At 71.2% G+C, this 20,439-nt stretch carries 19 protein-coding genes; 2 read left to right on the forward strand and 17 right to left on the reverse strand.

From position 1 onward, the window contains the following. Positions 1–8 precede the first annotated feature (8 nt). From carB to DEJ08_RS10315, 9 genes are all read right to left on the reverse strand, one after another. Complete coding sequence (carB, locus tag DEJ08_RS10275; protein WP_111053963.1) at positions 9–3,302, reverse strand: carbamoyl-phosphate synthase large subunit; 3,294 nt, start codon at positions 3,300–3,302, stop codon at positions 9–11. Then, on the reverse strand, positions 3,302–4,501 hold the full coding sequence (carA, locus tag DEJ08_RS10280) for a glutamine-hydrolyzing carbamoyl-phosphate synthase small subunit (RefSeq protein WP_071403717.1): 1,200 nt from the start codon (positions 4,499–4,501) through the stop codon (positions 3,302–3,304). Before carA ends, carB begins: the two co-directional genes overlap by 1 nt. Continuing rightward, entirely contained in the window at positions 4,498–5,061 is a 564-nt protein-coding gene (locus DEJ08_RS10285; protein WP_051596738.1) for a PH-like domain-containing protein, read from the reverse strand. The genes carA and DEJ08_RS10285 overlap by 4 nt, the downstream gene beginning before the upstream one ends. Further along, positions 5,058–6,416 (reverse strand): dihydroorotase, encoded by a 1,359-nt coding sequence (locus DEJ08_RS10290; RefSeq protein WP_111053964.1) that lies wholly within the window; start codon positions 6,414–6,416, stop codon positions 5,058–5,060. Before DEJ08_RS10290 ends, DEJ08_RS10285 begins: the two co-directional genes overlap by 4 nt. Continuing rightward, positions 6,413–7,387: an aspartate carbamoyltransferase catalytic subunit gene (locus DEJ08_RS10295; RefSeq protein ID WP_071403715.1), complete on the reverse strand. Its 975-nt coding sequence runs from the start codon at positions 7,385–7,387 to the stop codon at positions 6,413–6,415. The genes DEJ08_RS10290 and DEJ08_RS10295 overlap by 4 nt, the downstream gene beginning before the upstream one ends. Beyond that, complete coding sequence (pyrR, locus tag DEJ08_RS10300; RefSeq protein ID WP_017887177.1) at positions 7,387–7,986, reverse strand: bifunctional pyr operon transcriptional regulator/uracil phosphoribosyltransferase PyrR; 600 nt, start codon at positions 7,984–7,986, stop codon at positions 7,387–7,389. Before pyrR ends, DEJ08_RS10295 begins: the two co-directional genes overlap by 1 nt. 24 nt (positions 7,987–8,010) lie before the next feature. Further along, complete coding sequence (gene nusB, locus DEJ08_RS10305) at positions 8,011–8,463, reverse strand: transcription antitermination factor NusB (RefSeq protein ID WP_027465744.1); 453 nt, start codon at positions 8,461–8,463, stop codon at positions 8,011–8,013. Positions 8,464–8,474: 11 nt separating this feature from the next. After that, entirely contained in the window at positions 8,475–9,038 is a 564-nt protein-coding gene (gene efp, locus DEJ08_RS10310) for an elongation factor P (protein WP_017887175.1), read from the reverse strand. A gap of 148 nt (positions 9,039–9,186) precedes the next feature. After that, the gene (locus tag DEJ08_RS10315) at positions 9,187–10,878 is read right to left on the reverse strand and encodes an ABC1 kinase family protein (protein ID WP_071403714.1); all 1,692 of its coding nucleotides are present in this window, start codon (positions 10,876–10,878) and stop codon (positions 9,187–9,189) included. Positions 10,879–11,037: 159 nt separating this feature from the next. Between DEJ08_RS10315 and DEJ08_RS10320 the strand changes: the two genes are divergently transcribed. Together DEJ08_RS10320 and DEJ08_RS10325 are read left to right on the forward strand one after the other, a co-directional pair. Further along, complete coding sequence (locus DEJ08_RS10320; RefSeq protein ID WP_181438932.1) at positions 11,038–11,295, forward strand: hypothetical protein; 258 nt, start codon at positions 11,038–11,040, stop codon at positions 11,293–11,295. Between the two features lie 50 nt (positions 11,296–11,345). Beyond that, entirely contained in the window at positions 11,346–11,525 is a 180-nt protein-coding gene (locus DEJ08_RS10325) for a hypothetical protein (protein WP_110864577.1), read from the forward strand. 9 nt (positions 11,526–11,534) lie between these two features. Here the strand turns inward: DEJ08_RS10325 and aroB are convergent, their stop codons facing one another. The 8 genes from aroB to rpsD all read right to left on the reverse strand — a co-directional run bounded on the left by aroB (position 11,535) and on the right by rpsD (position 20,355). Beyond that, the gene (gene aroB, locus DEJ08_RS10330) at positions 11,535–12,632 is read right to left on the reverse strand and encodes a 3-dehydroquinate synthase (RefSeq protein ID WP_111053966.1); all 1,098 of its coding nucleotides are present in this window, start codon (positions 12,630–12,632) and stop codon (positions 11,535–11,537) included. Continuing rightward, a complete protein-coding gene (locus DEJ08_RS10335; protein ID WP_111039074.1) occupies positions 12,629–13,210 on the reverse strand; it encodes a shikimate kinase in 582 nt (193 codons plus the stop codon). The genes aroB and DEJ08_RS10335 overlap by 4 nt, the downstream gene beginning before the upstream one ends. Continuing rightward, on the reverse strand, positions 13,207–14,427 hold the full coding sequence (gene aroC, locus DEJ08_RS10340) for a chorismate synthase (RefSeq protein WP_110858979.1): 1,221 nt from the start codon (positions 14,425–14,427) through the stop codon (positions 13,207–13,209). Before aroC ends, DEJ08_RS10335 begins: the two co-directional genes overlap by 4 nt. Before the next feature lie 42 nt (positions 14,428–14,469). Continuing rightward, positions 14,470–16,032 (reverse strand): endolytic transglycosylase MltG, encoded by a 1,563-nt coding sequence (gene mltG, locus DEJ08_RS10345; protein ID WP_146248449.1) that lies wholly within the window; start codon positions 16,030–16,032, stop codon positions 14,470–14,472. Between the two features lie 93 nt (positions 16,033–16,125). Continuing rightward, positions 16,126–16,569, reverse strand: coding sequence for a Holliday junction resolvase RuvX (gene ruvX / locus DEJ08_RS10350; protein ID WP_171907752.1), 444 nt, complete (start codon positions 16,567–16,569; stop codon positions 16,126–16,128). A gap of 8 nt (positions 16,570–16,577) precedes the next feature. After that, complete coding sequence (gene alaS / locus DEJ08_RS10355; RefSeq protein ID WP_111046417.1) at positions 16,578–19,235, reverse strand: alanine--tRNA ligase; 2,658 nt, start codon at positions 19,233–19,235, stop codon at positions 16,578–16,580. Between the two features lie 59 nt (positions 19,236–19,294). Further along, positions 19,295–19,477: a hypothetical protein gene (locus DEJ08_RS10360; protein WP_111039071.1), complete on the reverse strand. Its 183-nt coding sequence runs from the start codon at positions 19,475–19,477 to the stop codon at positions 19,295–19,297. 248 nt (positions 19,478–19,725) lie between these two features. Continuing rightward, complete coding sequence (rpsD, locus tag DEJ08_RS10365) at positions 19,726–20,355, reverse strand: 30S ribosomal protein S4 (RefSeq protein ID WP_017887166.1); 630 nt, start codon at positions 20,353–20,355, stop codon at positions 19,726–19,728. Positions 20,356–20,439 lie beyond the last annotated feature (84 nt).

Consider the following 20,439-nt stretch of genomic DNA (forward strand, 5'->3'; position numbering starts at 1 on the left):
GGCAGCCGTCACCAGGTCGCGCGCTCGAGCGCGTAGTCCTGCAGGCTGCGGACGTTGAGCGGCGAACCGATCGTCTCGATCGCCGCGACGGCCGCCCCGATCTGCGCGATCGTCGTGAACAGCGGCTTGTCCGCCGCGACCGTGGCCGCACGGATCTCGTACCCGTCCGCACGACCGGCGGCACCCGACGGCGTGTTGATGACGATGTCGACCTCGCCCCGGGCGAGCAGGTCGACGACGCTCTCGCCGCCCTGGCTGTACTTGCCGACGATCCCGACCTCGATGCCGTTGCGGCGGAGGATCTCCGCCGTGCCCTCGGTCGCGATGATCGTGAAGCCGAGCTGCTGCAGGCGGTGCACCGGCAGCACGATCGCGCGCTTGTCGGTGTCGGCGACGCTCACGAAGACCGTGCCGCTGGTCGGCAGGCCGCCGTACGCGGCGTCCTGCGACTTGAGGAACGCCCGCGGGAAGTCACGGTCGATGCCCATGACCTCGCCGGTGGAGCGCATCTCGGGGCTGAGCACCGAGTCGACGACCTGGCCCTCGCGGGTGCGGAAGCGACGGAAGGGCAGCACGGCCTCCTTCACGGCGACCGGCGACTGCGCGGGCACGAACGCCCCGTCACGCTCGGGCAGCATGCCCTCGGCGACGAGCTCGGCGACCGTGGTGCCGGTCATGATGCGCGACGCGGCCTTGGCCAGCGGGATGCCGAGCGCCTTCGAGACGAAGGGCACGGTGCGGCTGGCGCGCGGGTTCGCCTCGAGGACGTAGAGCACGCCGGCGCCGATGGCGAACTGGACGTTGAGCAGGCCCTGCACGCCGATGCCGCGGGCGATCTTCTCGGTCGCGTCGACGACGCCCTGGATCTCCGCGCGGCCGAGGCCGACCGGGGGCAGGGTGCAGGCCGAGTCGCCCGAGTGGATGCCGGCCTCTTCGAGGTGCTCCATGATGCCGCCGATGTAGAGCCGCTCGCCGTCGAAGAGCGCGTCGACGTCGATCTCCACGGCGTCGTCCAGGAACCGGTCGACCAGCAGCGGGAGCTCCGGGCCGATGATCGCCTGGTCGGCCATCCGGTCGAAGTAGTCCGCCAGCGACGGGGAGTCGTACAGGATCTCCATGCCGCGGCCGCCGAGCACGAACGACGGGCGGACGAGGACGGGGTACCCGATCTCCTCGGCCACCGTGGTCGCGCTGGCCAGGTCGTGGGCGGTGCCGTTCCGCGGTGCGAGCAGGCCGGCGGCGTCGAGGATGGCGGAGAACTGCCCGCGCTCCTCGGCCGAGTCGATCGCGGTGGGGCTGGTGCCGAGGATCGGGATGCCCGCGGCCTCGAGCGGCTTCGCCAGACCCAGTGCGGTCTGGCCACCGAGCTGCACGACGACGCCGACGAGTTCGCCGGACGCGGCCTCGGCCTCGATGACCTCGAGGACGTCCTCGGCGGTCAGCGGTTCGAAGTACAGGCGGTCCGAGGTGTCGTAGTCGGTCGACACGGTCTCGGGGTTGCAGTTGATCATGATCGTCTCGAACCCGGCGGCGCTCAGCGCGAAGGACGCGTGCACGCACGAGTAGTCGAACTCGACGCCCTGTCCGATGCGGTTCGGCCCGGAGCCGAGGATGACGACCTTCTTGCGGTCGCTCGGCGTGATCTCGGTCTCGGTGTCGTACGACGAGTAGTGGTACGGCGTCAGGGCGGGGAACTCGCCGGCGCAGGTGTCCACGGTCTTGAAGACCGGTCGGATGCCCTGGGCGTGCCGTGCGTCACGGACCTGCTGCTCGGAGACCGGAGCCGCATCCGTGCTGCGCAGGCTTGCGATCTGGGTGTCGCTGAAGCCGTGCTCCTTCGCCCAGCGCATCGTGTCCGCGTCGAGGGTCTCGGCGGCCCGGACCTCGTCCGCGACCTCGTTGATGAGCACGATCTGGTCGATGAACCAGGGGTCGATCTTGGTGGCCTCGAAGACCTCGTCCGCGGTGGCGCCCGCGACCAGGGCCTGCTGGACCGTGACGATGCGGCCGTCGGTCGGGATCGACGACTTCGCCAGCAGGGCGTCCTTGTCGAGCTCGGACGCCGGAGTGTCCCAGTGGAAGCTCGACCCGCGCTTCTCGAGCGAGCGCAGCGACTTCTGCAGTGCCGTGGCGTAGTTCCGGCCGATGGCCATCGCCTCGCCGACGCTCTTCATCGTCGTGGTCAGGGTGGCGTCGGCGGCCGGGAACTTCTCGAACGCGAACCGCGGGGTCTTCACGACCACGTAGTCGAGCGTCGGCTCGAAGCTCGCCGGGGTGACCTTCGTGATGTCGTTCTCGATCTCGTCGAGCCGGTAGCCGATCGCGAGCTTCGCGGCGATCTTGGCGATCGGGAAGCCCGTGGCCTTCGAGGCGAGGGCCGACGAGCGGGACACGCGGGGGTTCATCTCGATGACGATGACGCGGCCGTTGGACGGGTCGACGGCGAACTGGATGTTGCAGCCACCGGTGTCGACGCCGACACGACGGATGATGTCGATGCCGATGTTCCGCATGTTCTGGTACTCGCGGTCGGTCAGGGTCAGCGCGGGGGCGACCGTGATCGAGTCACCCGTGTGGACGCCGACCGGGTCGACGTTCTCGATGGAGCAGATGACGACGGTGTTGTCGTAGTTGTCGCGCATCAGCTCGAGCTCGTACTCCTTCCAGCCGAGGATGGACTCCTCGAGCAGGACCTCGGTCGTCGGGCTGGACTGCAGCCCGTCGCCGACGAAGCGGACGAGTTCGGCCTCGTTGTACGCGAAGCCCGAGCCGAGGCCGCCCATGGTGAAGGACGGGCGGACGACCAGCGGGTACCCGAGGTCCTTCGCGAACTCCTTCGCTTCCTCCAACGTGTGCGCGATGTGGCTGCGGGCGACGTCGGCGCCGGACTCGAGGACGAGCTCCTTGAAGAGCTGGCGGTCCTCGCCGCGCTGGATCGCCTCGACCTTCGCGCCGATGAGCTCGACGCCGTGCTTCGCGAGGATGCCGGCCTCGTCGAGCGCGATGGCCGCGTTCAGGGCCGTCTGGCCGCCGAGGGTCGGCAGGACCGCGTCCGGCTTCTCGATGCGGATGATCTCCTCGAGCGACGCGTTCGTGATCGGCTCGATGTAGGTCGCGTCGGCGAAGTCGGGGTCGGTCATGATCGTCGCCGGGTTCGGGTTGACCAGGATGACCCGGACGCCCTCGGCCCGGAGGACGCGGCACGCCTGGGTGCCGGAGTAGTCGAACTCGGCGGCCTGACCGATGACGATCGGGCCGGAGCCGATGACGAGGACGGAGTTGATGTCTGCGCGCTTGGGCATCAGTTCGCTTCCTTGGTGATGTCTGCTGCGGGGGTCGTGGCGTCGGCGGTGGCCGCGTCGAGCGGCTCCCCGTCGCGACGCTCGCGCACCATGTCCGCGAACCGGTCGAAGAGGTACATGCTGTCGTGCGGTCCGGCGGCGGCCTCGGGGTGGTACTGCACGCTGAACGCCGGCACGTCGAGCGCGCGGAGGCCCTCGACCACGTTGTCGTTCAGCGAGTAGTGCGAGACCTCGACCCGACCGAACCCGGCTGGGGACTCGAGGACCTCGCCGAGGGGCGCGTCGACCGCGAAGCCGTGGTTCTGGCTCGTGATCTCGACCTTGCCCGTGGTCGTGTCGAGCACCGGCTGGTTGATGCCGCGGTGGCCGAAGGGCAGCTTGTAGGTGCCGAAGCCGAGCGCGCGGCCGAGCAGCTGGTTGCCGAAGCAGATACCGAAGAAGGGGCGGCCGGTGCGCAGACTGTCCTGCAGCAGCTCCACCTGTGCGTCCGACGCGGCGGGGTCGCCGGGGCCGTTCGAGTAGAACAGGGCGTCCGGTGCGAGGGCTTCCAGCTCCGCGGCGGAGATGTCCTGCGGCACCACGTGCACCTCGAAGCCGCGGGCGGCGAGGTACCGGGTGGTCGAGGCCTTCACGCCGAGGTCGAGCACGGCCAGGGTGCCGATCTGCTCGCCCACGGCGGGGACGACGTAGGTCTCCGGGGTGGACACGACCGCCGAGAAGCTCGCGCCGGCCATCGTCGCCTGCGACACGACCGCGTCCAGCTGCGACTCGGCCGACAGTGCGGCGTCCGCACCGCTGAAGACGCCGCCCTTCATGGCGCCGGCGTCACGGATGCGGCGGGTGAGTGCGCGGGTGTCGATGCCGGAGATGCCGACGATGCCGTCGCGCACCAGGTGGTCGTCGAGCGTCGCGTTCGCGCGGTGGTTCGACACCACGCGGCTGGGGTCGCGCACCACGTACCCGGCGACCCAGATGCGACGGGACTCGGGGTCCTCGTCGTTCACCCCGGTGTTGCCGATGTGCGGCGCGGTCTGCACCACGATCTGTCCGGCGTAGGAGGGGTCGGTCAGCGTCTCCTGGTAGCCGGTCATGCCGGTCGCGAAGACCACCTCGCCGAGCGTGCGCCCACGGGCGCCGTAGGCCCAGCCGTCGTACCGGGTGCCGTCTTCGAGGACCAGGACGGCCCGTTCGCGTGTCATGCTTTCTTCCCTTCGCCCGCGGTTCGCGGAGCATCGGCCGCAGTCGCCTGCGGCCCGGTCTCGGTCAGTCCCTGCAGGGCGTGCAGCGCGGCTGCGTCGCCCTCCGGGAACCGGAAGTAGGTGTCCAGGTCCGTCGCACCTGCGGCGCCGGTCGCCGTCCATCGCAGACGGACCAGTCCCCCGGGTTCGACCACTCGGTCGATCGCCCACGTGGAGCGGTCGGCGCCGCGGACCGCGTCGCGCGCGATCCAGCGGTCGTCGGTACCGGCGAGGCGCATCACCACGCCGGTCGCGTGGACCGTCACCCCGCCGCGGCCGCGGAACCCGAGGCCGCCCGCGGTGATGCGTTCCAACGGCTGGTCGGCGCGGGTCGTCGCGACGGTGAACCCGTCCCACGACCCGACCGCCGGTGCCAGGTCGGCCGGCACGCGGACTGGAGGCACGGCTTCCGCCTGTTTCCTGGTCCGCGTCCGCCAGGTGCGCGCCATCGCGACGAACAGGGCGGCGACCGCGAGCAGGATCACCGCGCCGAGGAGCCAGCGCTGCGCGTCGCCGCTCATGCGCGCGCCCCTGTCCGGAGCGCCGCGGCGTGCGCCGCGATCGTGTCCGCGTCGACGACCCGGCCGTCGAGCACCGTCGCGTACCCCTGGTGGAAGGTCGCGACGACCCGGCCGGGCAGCGTCATGCCGAGGTACGGCGAGTTCTGCGACTGCCCGGCGAGGTCGGTGACCGCGAACTCGCGGCGGGCCGACGGGTCGTAGAGCGTGATCTCGGCGGGTGCTCCCTCGGCGATGCGCTGCCCGTGCCCCTCGACCTGGCCGATCCGCGCCGGCGCCTCGGACAGCACCCGGGCGACGTCGGCCCAGTCGAGCCGGCCGTCGTCGACCACGGCGGACTGCACCACGCTCAGCGCCGATTCGAGGCCGACCATGCCGTTGGCGGCGGCGGGCCACTCGCAGCACTTCGCCTCGGCGGTGTGCGGTGCGTGGTCGGTCGCGACGATGTCGATGGTGCCGTCGGCCAGGGCCGCGCGGAGCGCCTCGACGTCCTCGCGGGCGCGGAGCGGCGGGTTCACCTTGTAGCGGGCGTCGTAGCCGGGCGCACCGTCGTGGCCGGCGATGAGGTCCTCGGTGAGCACCAGGTGGTGCGGGGTGACCTCGGCCGTGACGTCGATGCCGCGGGACTTCGCCCACCGGATCACCTCGACGCTGCCGGCCGTCGAGACGTGGCAGACGTGCAGACGTGCTCCGACGTGGTCGGCGAGCAGGACGTCTCGGGCGATGATCGCCTCTTCCGCGACGGCGGGCCAGCCGGCGAGGCCGAGCTCCGAGGACAGCCGGCCCTCGTTCATCTGCGCGCCGATGGTCAGCCGGGGCTCCTGGGCGTGCTGCGCGAGCACCCCGCCGAAGCCCTTGATGTACTCGAGTGCGCGGCGCATGAGCAGCGGGTCGGCCACGCAGGAGCCGTCGTCCGAGAACACCCGGACCTTCGCCCGCGAGGTCGCCATCGCACCGATCTCGGACAGGTGCGTGCCCTGCAGCCCCTGCGACACGGCGCCGATCGGGCGGACCGTCACGTAGCCCGCGTCGTCACCGAGTGCCTGGACCTGCTCGACGACCCCGGCAGTGTCGGCGACGGGGCTCGAGTTGGCCATGGCGTTCACGGCGGTGAAGCCGCCGGCGGCCGCGGCACGCGAGCCGGTGAGGACGGTCTCGGACTCCTCGTGACCGGGCTCGCGCAGGTGCGTGTGGAGGTCCACGAGACCGGGCAGGGCGATGAGGCCGTCCGCGTCCACGGTGGTGGCGCCGGCCGTGTCGAGACCGGACCCGACCGCGGTGATGTGCCCGGCCTCCAGGCGGATGTCGGCACGCGAGCCGTCGACCAGCTGCGCGCCACGGATCAGGTGAGCGGTCATGCGGCGGACTCCTTCGCGTCGGTGCCGGTTCCGGCACTGCCCGTCAGGGCGAGGTAGAGGACGGCCATCCGGACCGAGACGCCGTTCTCGACCTGCTCGACGACGGTCGAACGGGGGTCGTCGGCGGCGACGCCGGCGATCTCGAGCCCACGGTTCATCGGGCCGGGGTGCATGATCAGCGTGCGCTCGGACAGCCGCCCGAAGCGCGCCGCCGTCAGGCCCCAGTGCCGCGTGTACTCGCGCGGGTTCGGGAAGAAGGCGTCGTTCATCCGCTCCTGCTGGATGCGGAGCGTCATGACGACGTCCGGGTCCTCGGCCAGGGCGGTGTCGAGGTCGTGGTGCACCGCGGCGCCGAACGGCGACGGGGTGGCGGGCAGCAGCGTCGGCGGCGCGGCGAAGGTCACGCTCGCGCCGAGGGTGCGGAGCAGCCAGGCGTTCGACCGGGCGACCCGGCTGTGCAGCACGTCGCCGATGATCAGGACGCGCACGCCGTCGAGGCCCTGACCGCGCGAGCCGGCGCCGTGCAGGCGGCGGCGCATGGTGAAGGCGTCGAGCAGCGCCTGCGTCGGGTGTTCGTGGGTGCCGTCACCGGCGTTGACCACCGGCACGTCGATCCAGTCGGCGTCGGCGAGCACCCGCGGCGCGCCCGATGCACCGTGGCGCATGACGATGCCGTCGATGCCCATCGCGCCGAGGGTCTGCACGGTGTCCTTCAGGGATTCGCCCTTGGAGACGCTCGAGCCCTTCGCCGCGAAGTTCAGGACGTCGGCGGACAGGCGCTTCGCGGCGGCCTCGAACGAGATGCGCGTGCGCGTGGAGTCCTCGAAGAACAGGTTCACCACGGTCTTGCCGCGCAGGGCCGGGAGCTTCCGGACCTCGCGCGTGTTCACCTCGGCCATCTCCTCGGCCACGTCGAGGATGTGGACGGCCTGGTCGCGCGACAGGTCGGCGGTCGAGAGCAGGTGCCGCATCACGCCACCCCCTGCTCGATGAACACGGTGTCGTCGCCGTCGGTCTCGGCCAGGTGCAGCGTGACCCGCTCGTCGGACGCGGTCGGCAGGTTCTTGCCCACGTGGTCCGCGCGGATCGGCAGCTCGCGGTGGCCGCGGTCGACGAGCACGGCGAGCCGGACGGCACGCGGCCGCCCGATGCCCTGCAGCGCGTCGAGCGCGGCGCGGACGGTGCGACCGGAGTACAGCACGTCGTCGACGAGCACGACGACCTTGCCGTCGATGCCGCCGGCGGGGATCACCGTCCGGTGCGGCGCGCGGCCGATGCCGTGGCCGAGGTCGTCGCGGTGCATGGTGACGTCGAGCGTGCCGACACGCTCCGTCCCGATGCCACCGGCGGCCGAGGACCACTCCGGCTCGATGCCGGCCAGGATCCGGCCGAGGCGTTCCGCCAGGACGGCGCCGCGGGTCGGGATGCCGAGGAGCACGAGGTCCGAGCCCCCGTGGTTGGCTTCGAGGATCTCGTGCGCGATGCGTGTCAGGGCACGCGTGATGTCGGGCTGTTGCAGGACCGTTCTGGTTCCCACGTCGACCCCCTTCCCCGCCTCACTGGACGGCATTAAAGGATGCTGACGTGGTCAACCCTACCGGGACTCCTGGTCTCCTGCGACCGTCCGACCGGACGGTGCGCGACCGCCGGCGACGGCCCCGAGCACGCCGTTGACGAAGCCGGCGGAGTCCTCGGTGGACAGCGACTGCGCGAGCTCGACCGCCTCGGCGATCGCGACGGCGTCGGGCACCTCCGGGTTGAACCGGAGCTCCCACACGGCCATCCGCAGGATGCAGCGGTCGAGGACCGGCATCCGGGCGATCGACCAGCCCTGGGCGTGGTCGACGATGACGGAGTCGATCTCGTGACGGGCGTCGTCGACACCCGTGACGATCTGGCGGGCGTAGTCCCAGCTGGAGGCACGCTCCGGCTGGTCCAGGTGCCGGACCGTCTCGGTGGCGAGCACGTCCGCGATCGGCAGCTCGCGCACCTCGGCGACGTACAGCATGTCGAGGGCGCGCTTGCGGGCCTTCGAACGAGCACTCATACGGTCAGCGCCTAGGAGTTGACGCGGCCGAGGAAGCTGCCGTCGCGCGTGTCGATCTTCACCAGGGTGCCGCTCTCCAGGTACAGCGGGACCTGGATACGGTGGCCGGTCGCGATGATGGTCGCGTCCTTGGTGCCGCCGGAGGAACGGTCGCCCTGCAGGCCAGGCTCGGTCTCGACCTCGGTGACGATCGACGTCGGGAGCTCGACGTACAGCGGGTTGCCCTCGTTCATCGCGATGGTGACCATCGCGGACTCGAGCAGGTAGTTCTTGGCGTCGCCGACCACGGTCGCGGAGACCGGGATCTGGTCGTACGTGTCGGTGTCCATGAACACGTAGGAGTCGCCGTCCTCGTAGAGGAACTGGTAGTCACGACGGTCGACGACGGCGGTGTCGATCTTCGCGCCGGCGTTGAACGTGCGGTCGACGACCTTGCCGGAGACGACGTTCTTGAGCTTCGTGCGGACGAACGCGCCGCCCTTGCCCGGCTTGACGTGCTGGAACTCGACGACCGACCACAGCTGGCCGTCGATGATGAGAACGGCGCCGTTCTTGATGTCTGTGGTACTGGCCATGAGTCGTCGGTGTCCCGTTCGGTCGTGTTGTGAAGTGTCCTCGGGCCGCGGACGGCCCCGGACGAGTGTAGCGGACGCCCGCCCGGCGGCCGGAGCGGTGCGCGTGCGTGCCGGACGCGCCGGTCACGGACGGGCACCGGGCCCGCGGTCAGCGTCGCCGTCGAGCGAGCCAGGCGTCGATCGCCGCCCAGCCGAGCAGCACCACCGCCGCTCCCCCGAGCAACCCGCCCGCGACCCCCGTGGACAGGGCCGCCGTCGGTCGTGCCGGCAAGGACAGGTAGACGATCGCCAGGATCCCCGCCCCCGCACCGAGCAGCACGAGCAGGATGCGCCGGATCATCCCGGACACGAGCTGCCGGTCGCGGCTGTCCGCGAAGAGCCGGATGTTCACCGTGAACCGGCCGGTCTCGATCGCCTCGCCGATGCGGTCCACCCGGCGGGGCAGGCGACGGGCGGCCGACACGACGCCGAGCAGCTCCTTCGCCGCCAGGTCGCGGAGCTTGCCCGGCCGGAGCTGGTCGGTGATCTGCTCCCGGGCGAGTCCGCGGGACTCCTCGAGCAGGTCGAACGACGGCGCGAGCGTGCGGAGCGTGCCCTCGAAGATGGCCAGCGCGCGGGCCGCGGCGACGAAGTCCGGCGGTGGCTTCAGCCGGTACCGCCCGAAGACCTCGACCGCGTCGTCCACGGTGTCGACGCCGATGCGCGCACCCGGGCCGAGTTCGTCCGCGACGAAGCGGGCGATGTCCCGACGGAAGTCGGGCTCGTCGTGCGCATCGCGCACGGGTGCCATCCGCAGGACCGCATCGGCGATCCGCGACGTGTCGTCCTGCAGGTAGGCGGCCAACAGGTCCTGGACCGTGTCCCGGAGACCCGGGTCGAGCCTCCCGACCGATCCGAAGTCGATCAACGCGGGCCGCCCGTCGGGCAGCACCAGGACGTTCCCCGGGTGCAGGTCCGCGTGGTACAGGCCGTCGAAGACGACCTGGCGCAGGAAGGCGCGGAGGATGGCGCGCATCGGCGCGTCGAGGTCGCGCTCGGAACGCTCGGCGCGGATCGCGCTGAGCGTGTCGCCCTCCAGGAACTCCATCACGAGCACACGCCGGCCGGACAGGTCCGGGTAGGGGTCCGGGAACCGGACCTCGTCCGGACGCGCGCTGCGGGCCTGGGCCGCACGCAGCGCGGTGAGGTTCCGGAGCTCGGAGACGAAGTCGACCTGCCGGATCAGGTCGTCCGCGTACTGGCCGGCGATGTCCTGCACGCCGACCTGCCGCGCCTCGGTCGACCACCGGGCCATGAACCGGACGACCCGCAGTGCGATGTCCACGTCGCGGCGCACCGCTGCGTCGATCCCCGGCCGCTGCACCTTCACGGCGACCGCGGTGCCGTCGGGCAGTCGGGCGCGGTGCACCTGCGCGATGGACGCCGCTGCGACGGGCACCGGGTCGAAGGTCGCGAACACCTGATCGACCGGGGCACCGAGCTCCTGCTCGAGGAGCGCACGGACCTCGTCCGCCGGCGCCGCCGTGACGTTCCGCTGCAGGTGGGCGAGTCCCTCGGTCCACTCCTCGGGCAGCAGGTCGTCGCGGGTGGAGAGCAGCTGGCCCATCTTCACGAACCCGCCACCGGCTTCCTCGAGGGCCCGGCGCAGGTGCTCGGCCTGGTCGCGACGCAGGTCCGACGTTGCCGGGTCGTGCGAGAAGTCGAGACGACGGAACGGCACCAGGTGGTGGCGACGGGCGATCGAGAGGAGTTCGGTGAAGCGGCGACCACGGGAGCGCAGGGTGCCGGTGTCGGCATCGCGCGGGCCGGAGAGGTCGCTCAGTCGGGGTGGGGTGGGCACGTCCGCCAGTCTGCTCCCCGGTGCTGGGTCCGCAGCGTGCGGGTGGCGCGGTCCGTCGCGTCGCCCCATCCTCCTCCACAGCCTGGAGGCCCGGCGCGGCTTCCACAGGCCGGAGCGGGCCCGGCGCGGGGCGCGGTCCTGGAGCGAGACACTCGTGCCGTGGAGACAGCACTGATCGCGGCGTGCATCGCCGCCGGAGCGGCGATCGTCGCGGCCGTCGTCAGCTGGTTCGGGGCGTTCCAGAGTCGACGGACGTCCGATCGTGACCACGCCTGGCATCGGTTCACCTGGGCCGTCACGCAGCGGCCGGACATGAACACATACGACATTTCGACAACGGTGCTCCGAGACCTGGAGACCGTACCGTGGTGGTCGAAGGCCGATCGCCGACTCGCGAGCCGAGCGCTCCGCAGGTGAGCCAGCGCCGACCAGGCACATGACGACGACGAACGAAGGGCCTCCGACTGATGTCGATCCTGCGACCGCTCCCCGACGCGCCCGACCTCGACGAGGACGACGACGTCCTCTTCGCCTGGGACCACGGCGCCACCGTCGACGAATGGCGGGAATCCCAGCGCACCGGCGTGGTCACCGTCTCGACGCGTGTCACCTGGTGGTGGCGCAGGATGCGACGGGTCCTGCGCTGACCGGCGTGGCTAGACGCCGACCTCCTGGTAGGCGGTGAAGAGCAGGTGGTCCTCGGGGCCCTCGAGCACGACGGGCTTGCCGACGCCGTCCAGGATGATGAACCGCAGCATGCCGGCACGGGCCTTCTTGTCACGACGCATGGTGGCGAGCAGCCCCTGCCAGCGCCCGACGCCGTACGAGGTCGGCAGTTCGAGCGACTCGAGGATCGCCCGGTGCCGGTCGACCGTGGCGTCGTCCAGGTGGCCGGTCAGTCGGGCGAGCTCGGCGGCGAACACCATGCCGACCGACACCGCTGCGCCGTGGCGCCACTGGTACCGCTCGGCGTGCTCGATCGCGTGCCCGAGGGTGTGCCCGTAGTTCAGGATCTCGCGGCGGCCCTGCTCCGTGAAGTCGTCCGAGACGACCTCGGCCTTGAGCGCGATGGCGAGCTCGACGACCCGGCGGAACTCCGGCGTCGTCGGGTCGGTGACCCGTTCGACGTCGGCCTCGACGATGTCCAGGATCTCGGGCACGGCGATGAACCCGGCCTTCACGATCTCCGCGAAACCCGTCAGGATCTCGTTGCGCGGCAGCGTGCGGGCGAGGTCGAGGTCCACGACGACGGCACGCGGGGCGTAGAAGGCGCCGACCAGGTTCTTGCCCTCGTTCGTGTTGATGCCCGTCTTCCCGCCGACGCTAGCGTCCACCATGCCGAGCACGCTGGTCGGGACGGCCACGTACGGCACACCGCGCAGCCAGGTCGCGGCGACGAAGCCGGCCAGGTCGGTGACGGCACCGCCACCGAGGCCGATGACCGCGTCGGTACGGGTGAAGTCGGCCTGTCCCATGATCTGCCAGCAGAACGCGGCGACCTCGACGCGCTTGGCGCCCTCGGCGTCGGGGACCTCGGCGATCAGGGCTTCGAGCCCGGCCTCGACCAGGAGCGCACGGAGCTCGTTCGCCCGGGCACCGAGCGTCGGCGAGTGCACGATGAGGACCTTGGCGACACGCGGGCCCAGGATCGCGGGCAGGGCACCGAGCAGGTCCGTGCCGACGGCCACCGTGTAGCCGTCGTCACCGCCGACCCGGATCTCGGTGGTCCCGGCGGGCAGGGTCGACTCGGTCACGGTGCTCCTTCGGTGCTGGTGGTGCTGCTGGTCGTGCTGCCGGGCGCGGCGGTGGTGCCGGCGTCGCTGCGCAGCCACGTGACGACCTCGTCGACCACGCGGGACATCGGCCGGCGCGACGTGTCGACCACGACGTGCGCGAGTTCGGCGTAGGTGGCCGCCCGCTCGTCCATGATCGTCTGCCAGGCGTCGATCCCGCCGTTCGCCAGCAGGGGCCGGTCGGACCCGGCGATCCGGTCGGCGACGGCCTCGGGCGACACGGTGAGCAGGACGATGCGCGCGCCGCTCAGGGCCTGCCGCGTGTCCGCGTGGGTGACGGCTCCCCCGCCCACGGCGATGACGCCGCCGGTGGCCAGCGCCGCCCGGACCGCCTGGGCCTCGAGCGCGCGGAACGCCGGCTCGCCGCGGTCGGCGAAGATCCCGGGGATCGGCCCGTGCTCGCGCACGATGACCCGGTCGGTGTCCGTGAACGGGACGCCGAGGGCCTTCGCCACCCGCTTGCCGACGCTCGACTTGCCGGCGCCCATCGGGCCGATCACGACCACGGGCGCGTCGGCGCGTCGGACGTCGGTGCTCACAGGTCGGTCGACGTCGCCGACGGCTCGGTCCGGCGCGTGCGCAGGGTCTCCGGGATCGCCGCGAGGTAGGCGTCGAGGTTGCGCTTCGTCTCGACGACGTTGTCGCCGCCGAACTTCTCGAGCACCGCGTCGGCGAGCACCAGGGCCACCATCGCTTCGGCGACGACACCGGCAGCGGGCACGGCGCAGACGTCCGAGCGCTGGTGGTGCGCCGAGGCGTCCTCACCGGAGACGACGTCCACCGTGTGCAGGGCGTGCGGGATGGTCGCGATCGGCTTCATCCCGGCGCGCACGCGCAGCACGGTGCCCGTGGACATCCCGCCCTCGGTCCCACCGGCGCGGTCGCTCGTGCGGTAGATCTCGCCGTCCTCGCGGTACAGCTCGTCGTGCGCGGCGGAGCCCCGGCGGCCGGCCGTCGCGAAGCCGTCACCGACCTCGACCCCCTTGATGGCCTGGATCCCCATGATCGCCGCGGCGAGGCGGGCATCGAGCCGGCGGTCCCAGTGCACGTGCGAGCCGAGGCCCGGCGGGACGCCGTAGAACAGCACCTCGACGACGCCGCCCAGGGTGTCGCCGTCCTTCTTCGCGGCCTCGACCTCGGTGACCATGCGTGCGGAGGTCTCGGCGTCGAAGCACCGCAGCTGGTCCTCGTCGAGGCGGTCCACGTCGTCGGGCAGCGGCAGGTCCGTGCCGTCGGGGACCCGGACGGTCCCGACCTGCAGGGTGTGTGCCACCGAGCGGATGCCGAGTTCGGCCAGGAACGACTTGGCGACGGCACCGAGCGCCACGCGTGCGGCGGTCTCGCGGGCGCTCGCACGCTCCAGGATCGGGCGCGCCTCGTCGAAGCCGTACTTCTGCATGCCGACCAGGTCAGCGTGGCCCGGTCGCGGTCGGGTGAGCGGCGCGCTCCGCCCGCGGGACATCTCGGTGGACTCGATCGGCTCGGGGTTCATGACCTCGACCCACTTCGGCCACTCGGTGTTGCCGATGCGGATCGCGATGGGGCTGCCGAGCGAGTAGCCGTGCCGGACGCCGCCGGACACGTGCAGCTCGTCCTGCTCGAACTTCATCCGCGAGCCACGGCCGTAGCCGAGCTTGCGGCGCGCGAGATCGGCACGGATGGACTCGAACGACACCGGGACACCCGCGGGCAGGCCCTCGAGCATGGCGATCAGTTCGGGTCCGTGGGACTCACCAGCAGTCAACCAACGAAGCATGCCGCAATCCTCCCACAGCGATCGTCCGTGCGACGTCGTCGCCTACTGGTAGTCGGGGTGCGCCCGCAGCCACGCCTGGAACTGCTCGACCGCCACCAGGTGCTGGTCGTAGGTGTCCGAGAAGACGGTCTTGCCCGACTCCAGGTCGACCGTCACGAAGTACAGCCACTTGCCCGGGGCCTCGTTCGTCACGGCCTTGATCGCGATGTCCCCGGGGTTGGAGATCGGTGCGGGCGGGAGCCCCTCGTGCACGTAGGTGTTGTACTCGTTCGAGCCGTCCGCACGCTCGGCGTCCGTGGTCGTCACGGTGTGCGTGTTGCCCGTGCCGTACGCGACCGTGGCGTCGGACTGCAGCTTCATGCCCTGGTCGAGGCGGTTCTGGAACACCCGGGCGACCTTGGGGTAGTCGGCTGCGAGACCGGCTTCCTTCTGCACCAGCGACGCGAAGACGATGGTGCGCTCCTGGTCGGCCTCCTTGACGCCGGCGGCGGACAGGTGCTCCTTCATGGTGTCGACCATCGACTTGAAGTACTGCTCGGCGGTCCAGCCCGGGTTGATCGGGTAGGTCGCGGGGAAGAGCCAGCCCTCGAGCGTCGTGACGCCGGACGGCAGGTCGTAGGCCGACAGGTCCTTCGCGGCCGCGTCGACCTGCTTCTCGGTCAGGCCGGCCTTCGAGACCATCCCGGCCTTGATGTCGGCGAGTGCCGTGCCCTCCGGGACGATGATCGACGCCTGGACGCGGTTGTCCTTGTCCTGCAGGGCCGCCAGCGCCGACTTCGAGCTCATCTGCTTCTTCAGCGCGTACGAACCGGGCTGGAACTGCACGTCCGGCGATGCCAGCAGGAGCTTGTAGAACACCTTCGAGTCCTTGACGACGCCGCTGCGCTGCAGCGTCGCGGCGACGTTCTCGCCGATGTCGCCCTGCTTGATCGTGATGGTCACCTTGGAGGTGCCGTTGCCCGTGTAGTCGTCGGGCTCCTGCGCGCCGCTGATCGCCGCGATGAGCTGCTGGATCTTCGGCGCGGCGAACGTGTACGCCCCGACGCCGGCAGCGAGCACGACCGCGACGATGACGAGCCCCGCGACGAGCGGTCCGCGCCGGCGCTTCGGCCGTGGCTCGCGCGGCGGCCTGGAGGCGCGTCCTCCGCCGCCTCGTCCCCCGCGTCCGCCGCCTCCCGCGGCACCACCGCCGCCGGTCGCGTCACCGTCGTCCGTCCCGTCGGCGCCGGACCCGCCGGCCGCGGCGGTCACCGCGGGCTCGGTCGGCAGCTCGCCGGTCAGCAGTGCGGCGACCTCGGGGTGCAGGTCTTCGGGGCGGGTGGCGATCGGTGCGTCGGCGGGGGACGCCGGGCGTTCGTCGCGTGCGGCTGCCGGGGCCTCGGTGGTCCGTTCGGCGGCCGGCGGCTCCTCGGTCGCTGCGACGCGGGCTCGTTCGGCTTCGAGGGCGCGGGCTTCGCGTCGGGACATCGGAGGCGCCGGCGGTGGGGTCACCTGACCAGCGTCGTCGCGGTCATCGGTGCCTGTCGTGCGGTCGGAAGTCGCCTTCCGCCGCTCGGCGTCGTTGCCGGGCGCGATGATCGCGTTCCAGTCCAGATCGTCTGCCAACGTCCTCGGTCTCTCGGTCGGGAACTCCACCTGGGCACCGTCGTCCTCACAGCTGACGACGAGAGCACCCATGTGCGGTACCGGGCAGCCCTGTCAGGGAAGCGTGGTGCCCGGAGGGGCACCGGCACTGCGCTCGTGGTCGAGCGCGTGTTGCAGAATGATAACAGCGGCTGCTTGGTCGATCACGGCCCGGGACTTCTTCGTGTTCTTGCCGGCCTGGTGCAGCCCTCGCTGGGCGGTCACGGTCGACAGTCGTTCGTCGACCAGGCGCACCGGCCGACGCGCCGCGATCCGAGCCGCGAACACGCGGGCGTCCTCGGTCGAGGCCGTGTCCCCACCCGACATCGACAGCGGCAGTCCGACGACGACCTCGAGCACGTCGTACTCGTCCGCGAGCTCCAGGATGCGCCGGAGGTCCTTCGAGTCGTCGCGACGGACGGTCTCGACCGGCGTCGCCAGCAGGCCGTCGCGGTCGCACACGGCGACCCCGATCCGGGCGCGTCCGACGTCCACGCCGAGCCGCCGCCCGGACCGGATGCCCACGGTCAGCCCGCGAGCCGTGCGGTCACGGCACGCAGCGCCGCGGGGAGCGCTGCTGCGTCCGTCCCACCGCCCTGCGCCAGGTCGGGCTTGCCGCCGCCGCCACCACCGAGCACGCCGGCGGCCTCCTTCGCGAGGGGGCCCGCCTGCACGCCCGCAGCACGGGCGGCGTCGTTCGTCGCGACGATCACGATCGGCTTGCCGCCCACGACGGCACCGAGCACGACGACGGCCGCGCCGTCACCGAGCTGGCCCCGGACGCCGGTGGCGAGCGAGCGCAGGTCGTCGCCGGACTGCAGGCCGTCGACCGTCTCGGCGACCACGGTGGTGGCACCGACGGTGGTGGCGTTCCGGGCGATGGCGGGCACGCGCTGCTGCAGGTTCGCCGACTCGTACTCGGCGAGCTTCTTCTGGGCGGACCGGAGGTCCTCCATCAGGTTCTGCACGCGGGCCGGCAGGTCGGCACGGGGAGCCTTGAGCGCGCTGGAGAGCTGCGACACGATCGTGCGCTCGACGGCGAGGTCGCGGAACCCCTCGAGCCCGACCAACGCCTCGACGCGGCGGTTCGTCGAACCGACGCTCGACTCCCCCACCAGGTTGACGAGTCCGATCTGCGCGCTCGAGGCGACGTGCGTGCCACCGCAGAGCTCGCGGGACCACGGGCCGCCGATGTCGACCATGCGGACCTCGGCGCCGTACTTCTCACCGAACAGGGCCTGCGCCCCGAGGGCCTTCGCCTCGTCGATGGGCAGGATGCGCGTGGAGACCTCGAGGTCGGTGCGGATCGCGGTGTTCACGACCTCCTCGATCTCGGAGCGCGTCTCGAGCGAGACCGGCTGCGACCACGAGAAGTCGAGGCGCATGTAGCCGGACTTGTTGTACGAACCGGCCTGCAGCGCCTCCGGCCCGAGGATGTCGCGGAGCGCCGCGTTCACCAGGTGCGTCGCGGAGTGCGCCTGGGTCGCGCCGCGGCGGTACTCCGCGTCGACGACGGTGCTCGCGGCGTCGCCGACACCGACCTCACCGGAGCGGACCTGCACGGTGTGGCTCCACAGTCCGGAGACCGGTCGCTGGACGTCGAGGACCTCGAGGTCGAACCCGTTGCCGACGATCGAGCCCTGGTCGGCGTCCTGGCCGCCCGACTCGGCGTACAGCGAGGTCTCGCCGAGGATCACCTCGGCGATGTCACCGGCGACCGCACGGTCGACGCTCACACCGCCGACGATGATGCCGAGCACGCGCGTCTCGGCCTCGAGCGCGTCGTAGCCGAGGAAGGTCGTCTCGCCCTTGGCCCGGAACGCGCTGTACACGCTCAGGTCGGCGATCGCGGTCTTCTTGCTCTTCGCGTCGGCCTTCGCCCGGGCACGCTGCTCGGACATCAGGGTCTCGAACGCCGTGCGGTCGACGTGGACCCCGGCTTCCTCGGCCATCTCCATCGTCAGGTCGATGGGGAACCCGAAGGTGTCGTGCAGCAGGAATGCCGTGTCGCCGCCGATCGACGGGGCGCCGTCCTGCTTCGCACGCTCGACGGCCACGTCGAGGATGGTCGTGCCCTGCGCCAGGGTGCGGAGGAAGGTCTCCTCTTCCGCGTAGGCGATGCGGGAGATCCGGTCGTAGTCGGACGCCACCTCCGGGTACGCGTCGCGCATGGCGTCGCGGGACGCCGGGAAGAGCTCGGGGAACGTGGGCGCCTCGACACCGAGCAGGCGCATCGCGCGGACGGTGCGACGGAGCAGGCGACGGAGGATGTACCCACGGCCCTCGTTCGACGGGCTCACGCCGTCGGCGATGAGCATCAGCGAGGAACGGACGTGGTCGGCGATGACGCGCATCCGCACGTCGTCCTCGTGCACGGCGCCGTAGCGTCGGCCGGAGATCTCGGCCGCGCGGTCGAGCACCGGGCGCACCTGGTCGATCTCGTACATGTTGTCGACGCCCTGCTTGATGAAGGCGACGCGCTCGAGCCCCATGCCGGTGTCGATGTTCTTGTTCGGCAGCTCGCCGGTGATCTCGAAGTCGTACTTCGACCGCACGTCGGCGATCTGGTACTGCATGAAGACGAGGTTCCAGATCTCGACGTACCGGTCATCGTCCGTCGCCGGGCCGCCGTCGATGCCGTACTCGGGGCCACGGTCGAAGAAGATCTCCGAGCAGGGACCCGCCGGTCCGGGCTGTCCGGTCGACCAGTAGTTGGTGTCCTTGCCGAGGCGCTGGATCCGCTCGTCGGGCAGCGAGGAGTGCTGCTTCCAGAAGCCGATCGCCTCGTCGTCCTCTTCGTAGACGGTGACCCAGAGGTCGTCGGGCGAGAAGCCGAGTCCGCCGTCGGTCTCCGGGTTGGTCAGGAACTCCCAGGCGAACTGGATCGCCTGCTCCTTGAAGTAGTCGCCGAACGAGAAGTTGCCGTTCATCTGGAAGAACGTGCCGTGGCGCGGCGTCTTGCCGACCTCTTCGATGTCGTTCGTGCGGATGCACTTCTGCACGCTCGTCGCCCGCGGGAACGGCGCCGGGATGAGACCGGTCAGGTACGGGATGAACGGCACCATGCCGGCGACCGTGAAGAGGAGCGACGGGTCGTCGGAGACGAGGGACGCGGACGGGACGACGGTGTGGCCGCGGTCACCGAAGTACTGGAGCCAACGGCGGCGGATCTCTGCGGTCTGCATGGTGCTTCCTGGGTTCAGGTCGTGGGTGGAGGAGGGTCGAGGCTGCTCGGTCGGAGCGCTCAGACGTCGGTACGGAGCTCGGCCTCGCGCGACCGGTAGCCCTCCGCGACGGCACCCGTGAAGGCCTTCGTCTTGGCGTTCACCTCGGCGAAGAGCCGGGCGCCACCGGAGGTCTGGGCGACCCGGTGTGCGACGGCGAACCCGATGACGATGCCGACGGCGACGAAGAACAGCTGCTTCACGGTGCCTCTCCCTCTGTGCACCCGGGCGGTGCATGCCCGGACAAGCTTAGTCGCCGGGCACTTCCGCGCGTCCCCGTCCGCAAGACGCCGTCGTGTCGGCAGGACGCCGCCGAAACCGGAGGCGTCTCGCGCATCCGGAGGCGCGTCGCCGAGACGACGGCGTGTTGCGAAGCGGAGGGCGGTGCCGGAACGCCGAACGGCGGGTCGCCCTCGAGAGGACGACCCGCCGTTCGGGTGTGATCAGTGGATCAGCGAGCTGCGTAGTACTCGACGACGAGCTGCACTTCACAGGTCACGGGGACCTCGGCGCGCTTCGGGCGACGCACGAGGCGGGCCTGGAGCTTCTCGATCTCGACCTCGAGGTAGCCCGGGACCTTCGGGAGGACTTCCTGGTGGCCACCGGCAGCGGCGACCTGGAAGGGCTCCATCGACTCGGACTTCGCCTTGACGTGGATCAGCTGGCCCTCCTTGACGCGGAAGGAGGGGCGGTCGACGAGCTTGCCGTCGACCAGGATGTGGCGGTGCACGATCAGCTGACGGGCCTGCGCGGTGGTGCGGGCGAAGCCGGCACGGACCACGAGGGCGTCGAGACGCTGCTCGAGGAGCTCGACCAGGTTCTCACCGGTCAGGCCCTTCGTCTTGCGGGCCTCTTCGAAGACGATGCGGAGCTGCTTCTCGCGGATGCCGTACTGGGCGCGCAGACGCTGCTTCTCACGGAGGCGGACGGCGTAGTCGCTGTCCGCACGACGGCGCGTACGGCCGTGCTCACCGGGCCCGTAGGGGCGCTTCTCGAGGTAACGGGCGGCCTTCGGCGTCAGCGGGATGCCGAGTGCGCGCGACAGGCGGGTCTTGCTGCGGGTACGTGACTTGGTAGACACAGGGTCCTTTTCTCTGTTCGAACTGAATACTCACCGGAGGCCAGGCACGCGAGTGCCGGTGGCCCCGACGACGGGATCCAGAGG

The sequence above is a fragment of the Curtobacterium sp. MCLR17_054 genome (assembly GCF_003234335.2).
Lineage (GTDB): Bacteria > Actinomycetota > Actinomycetes > Actinomycetales > Microbacteriaceae > Curtobacterium > Curtobacterium flaccumfaciens.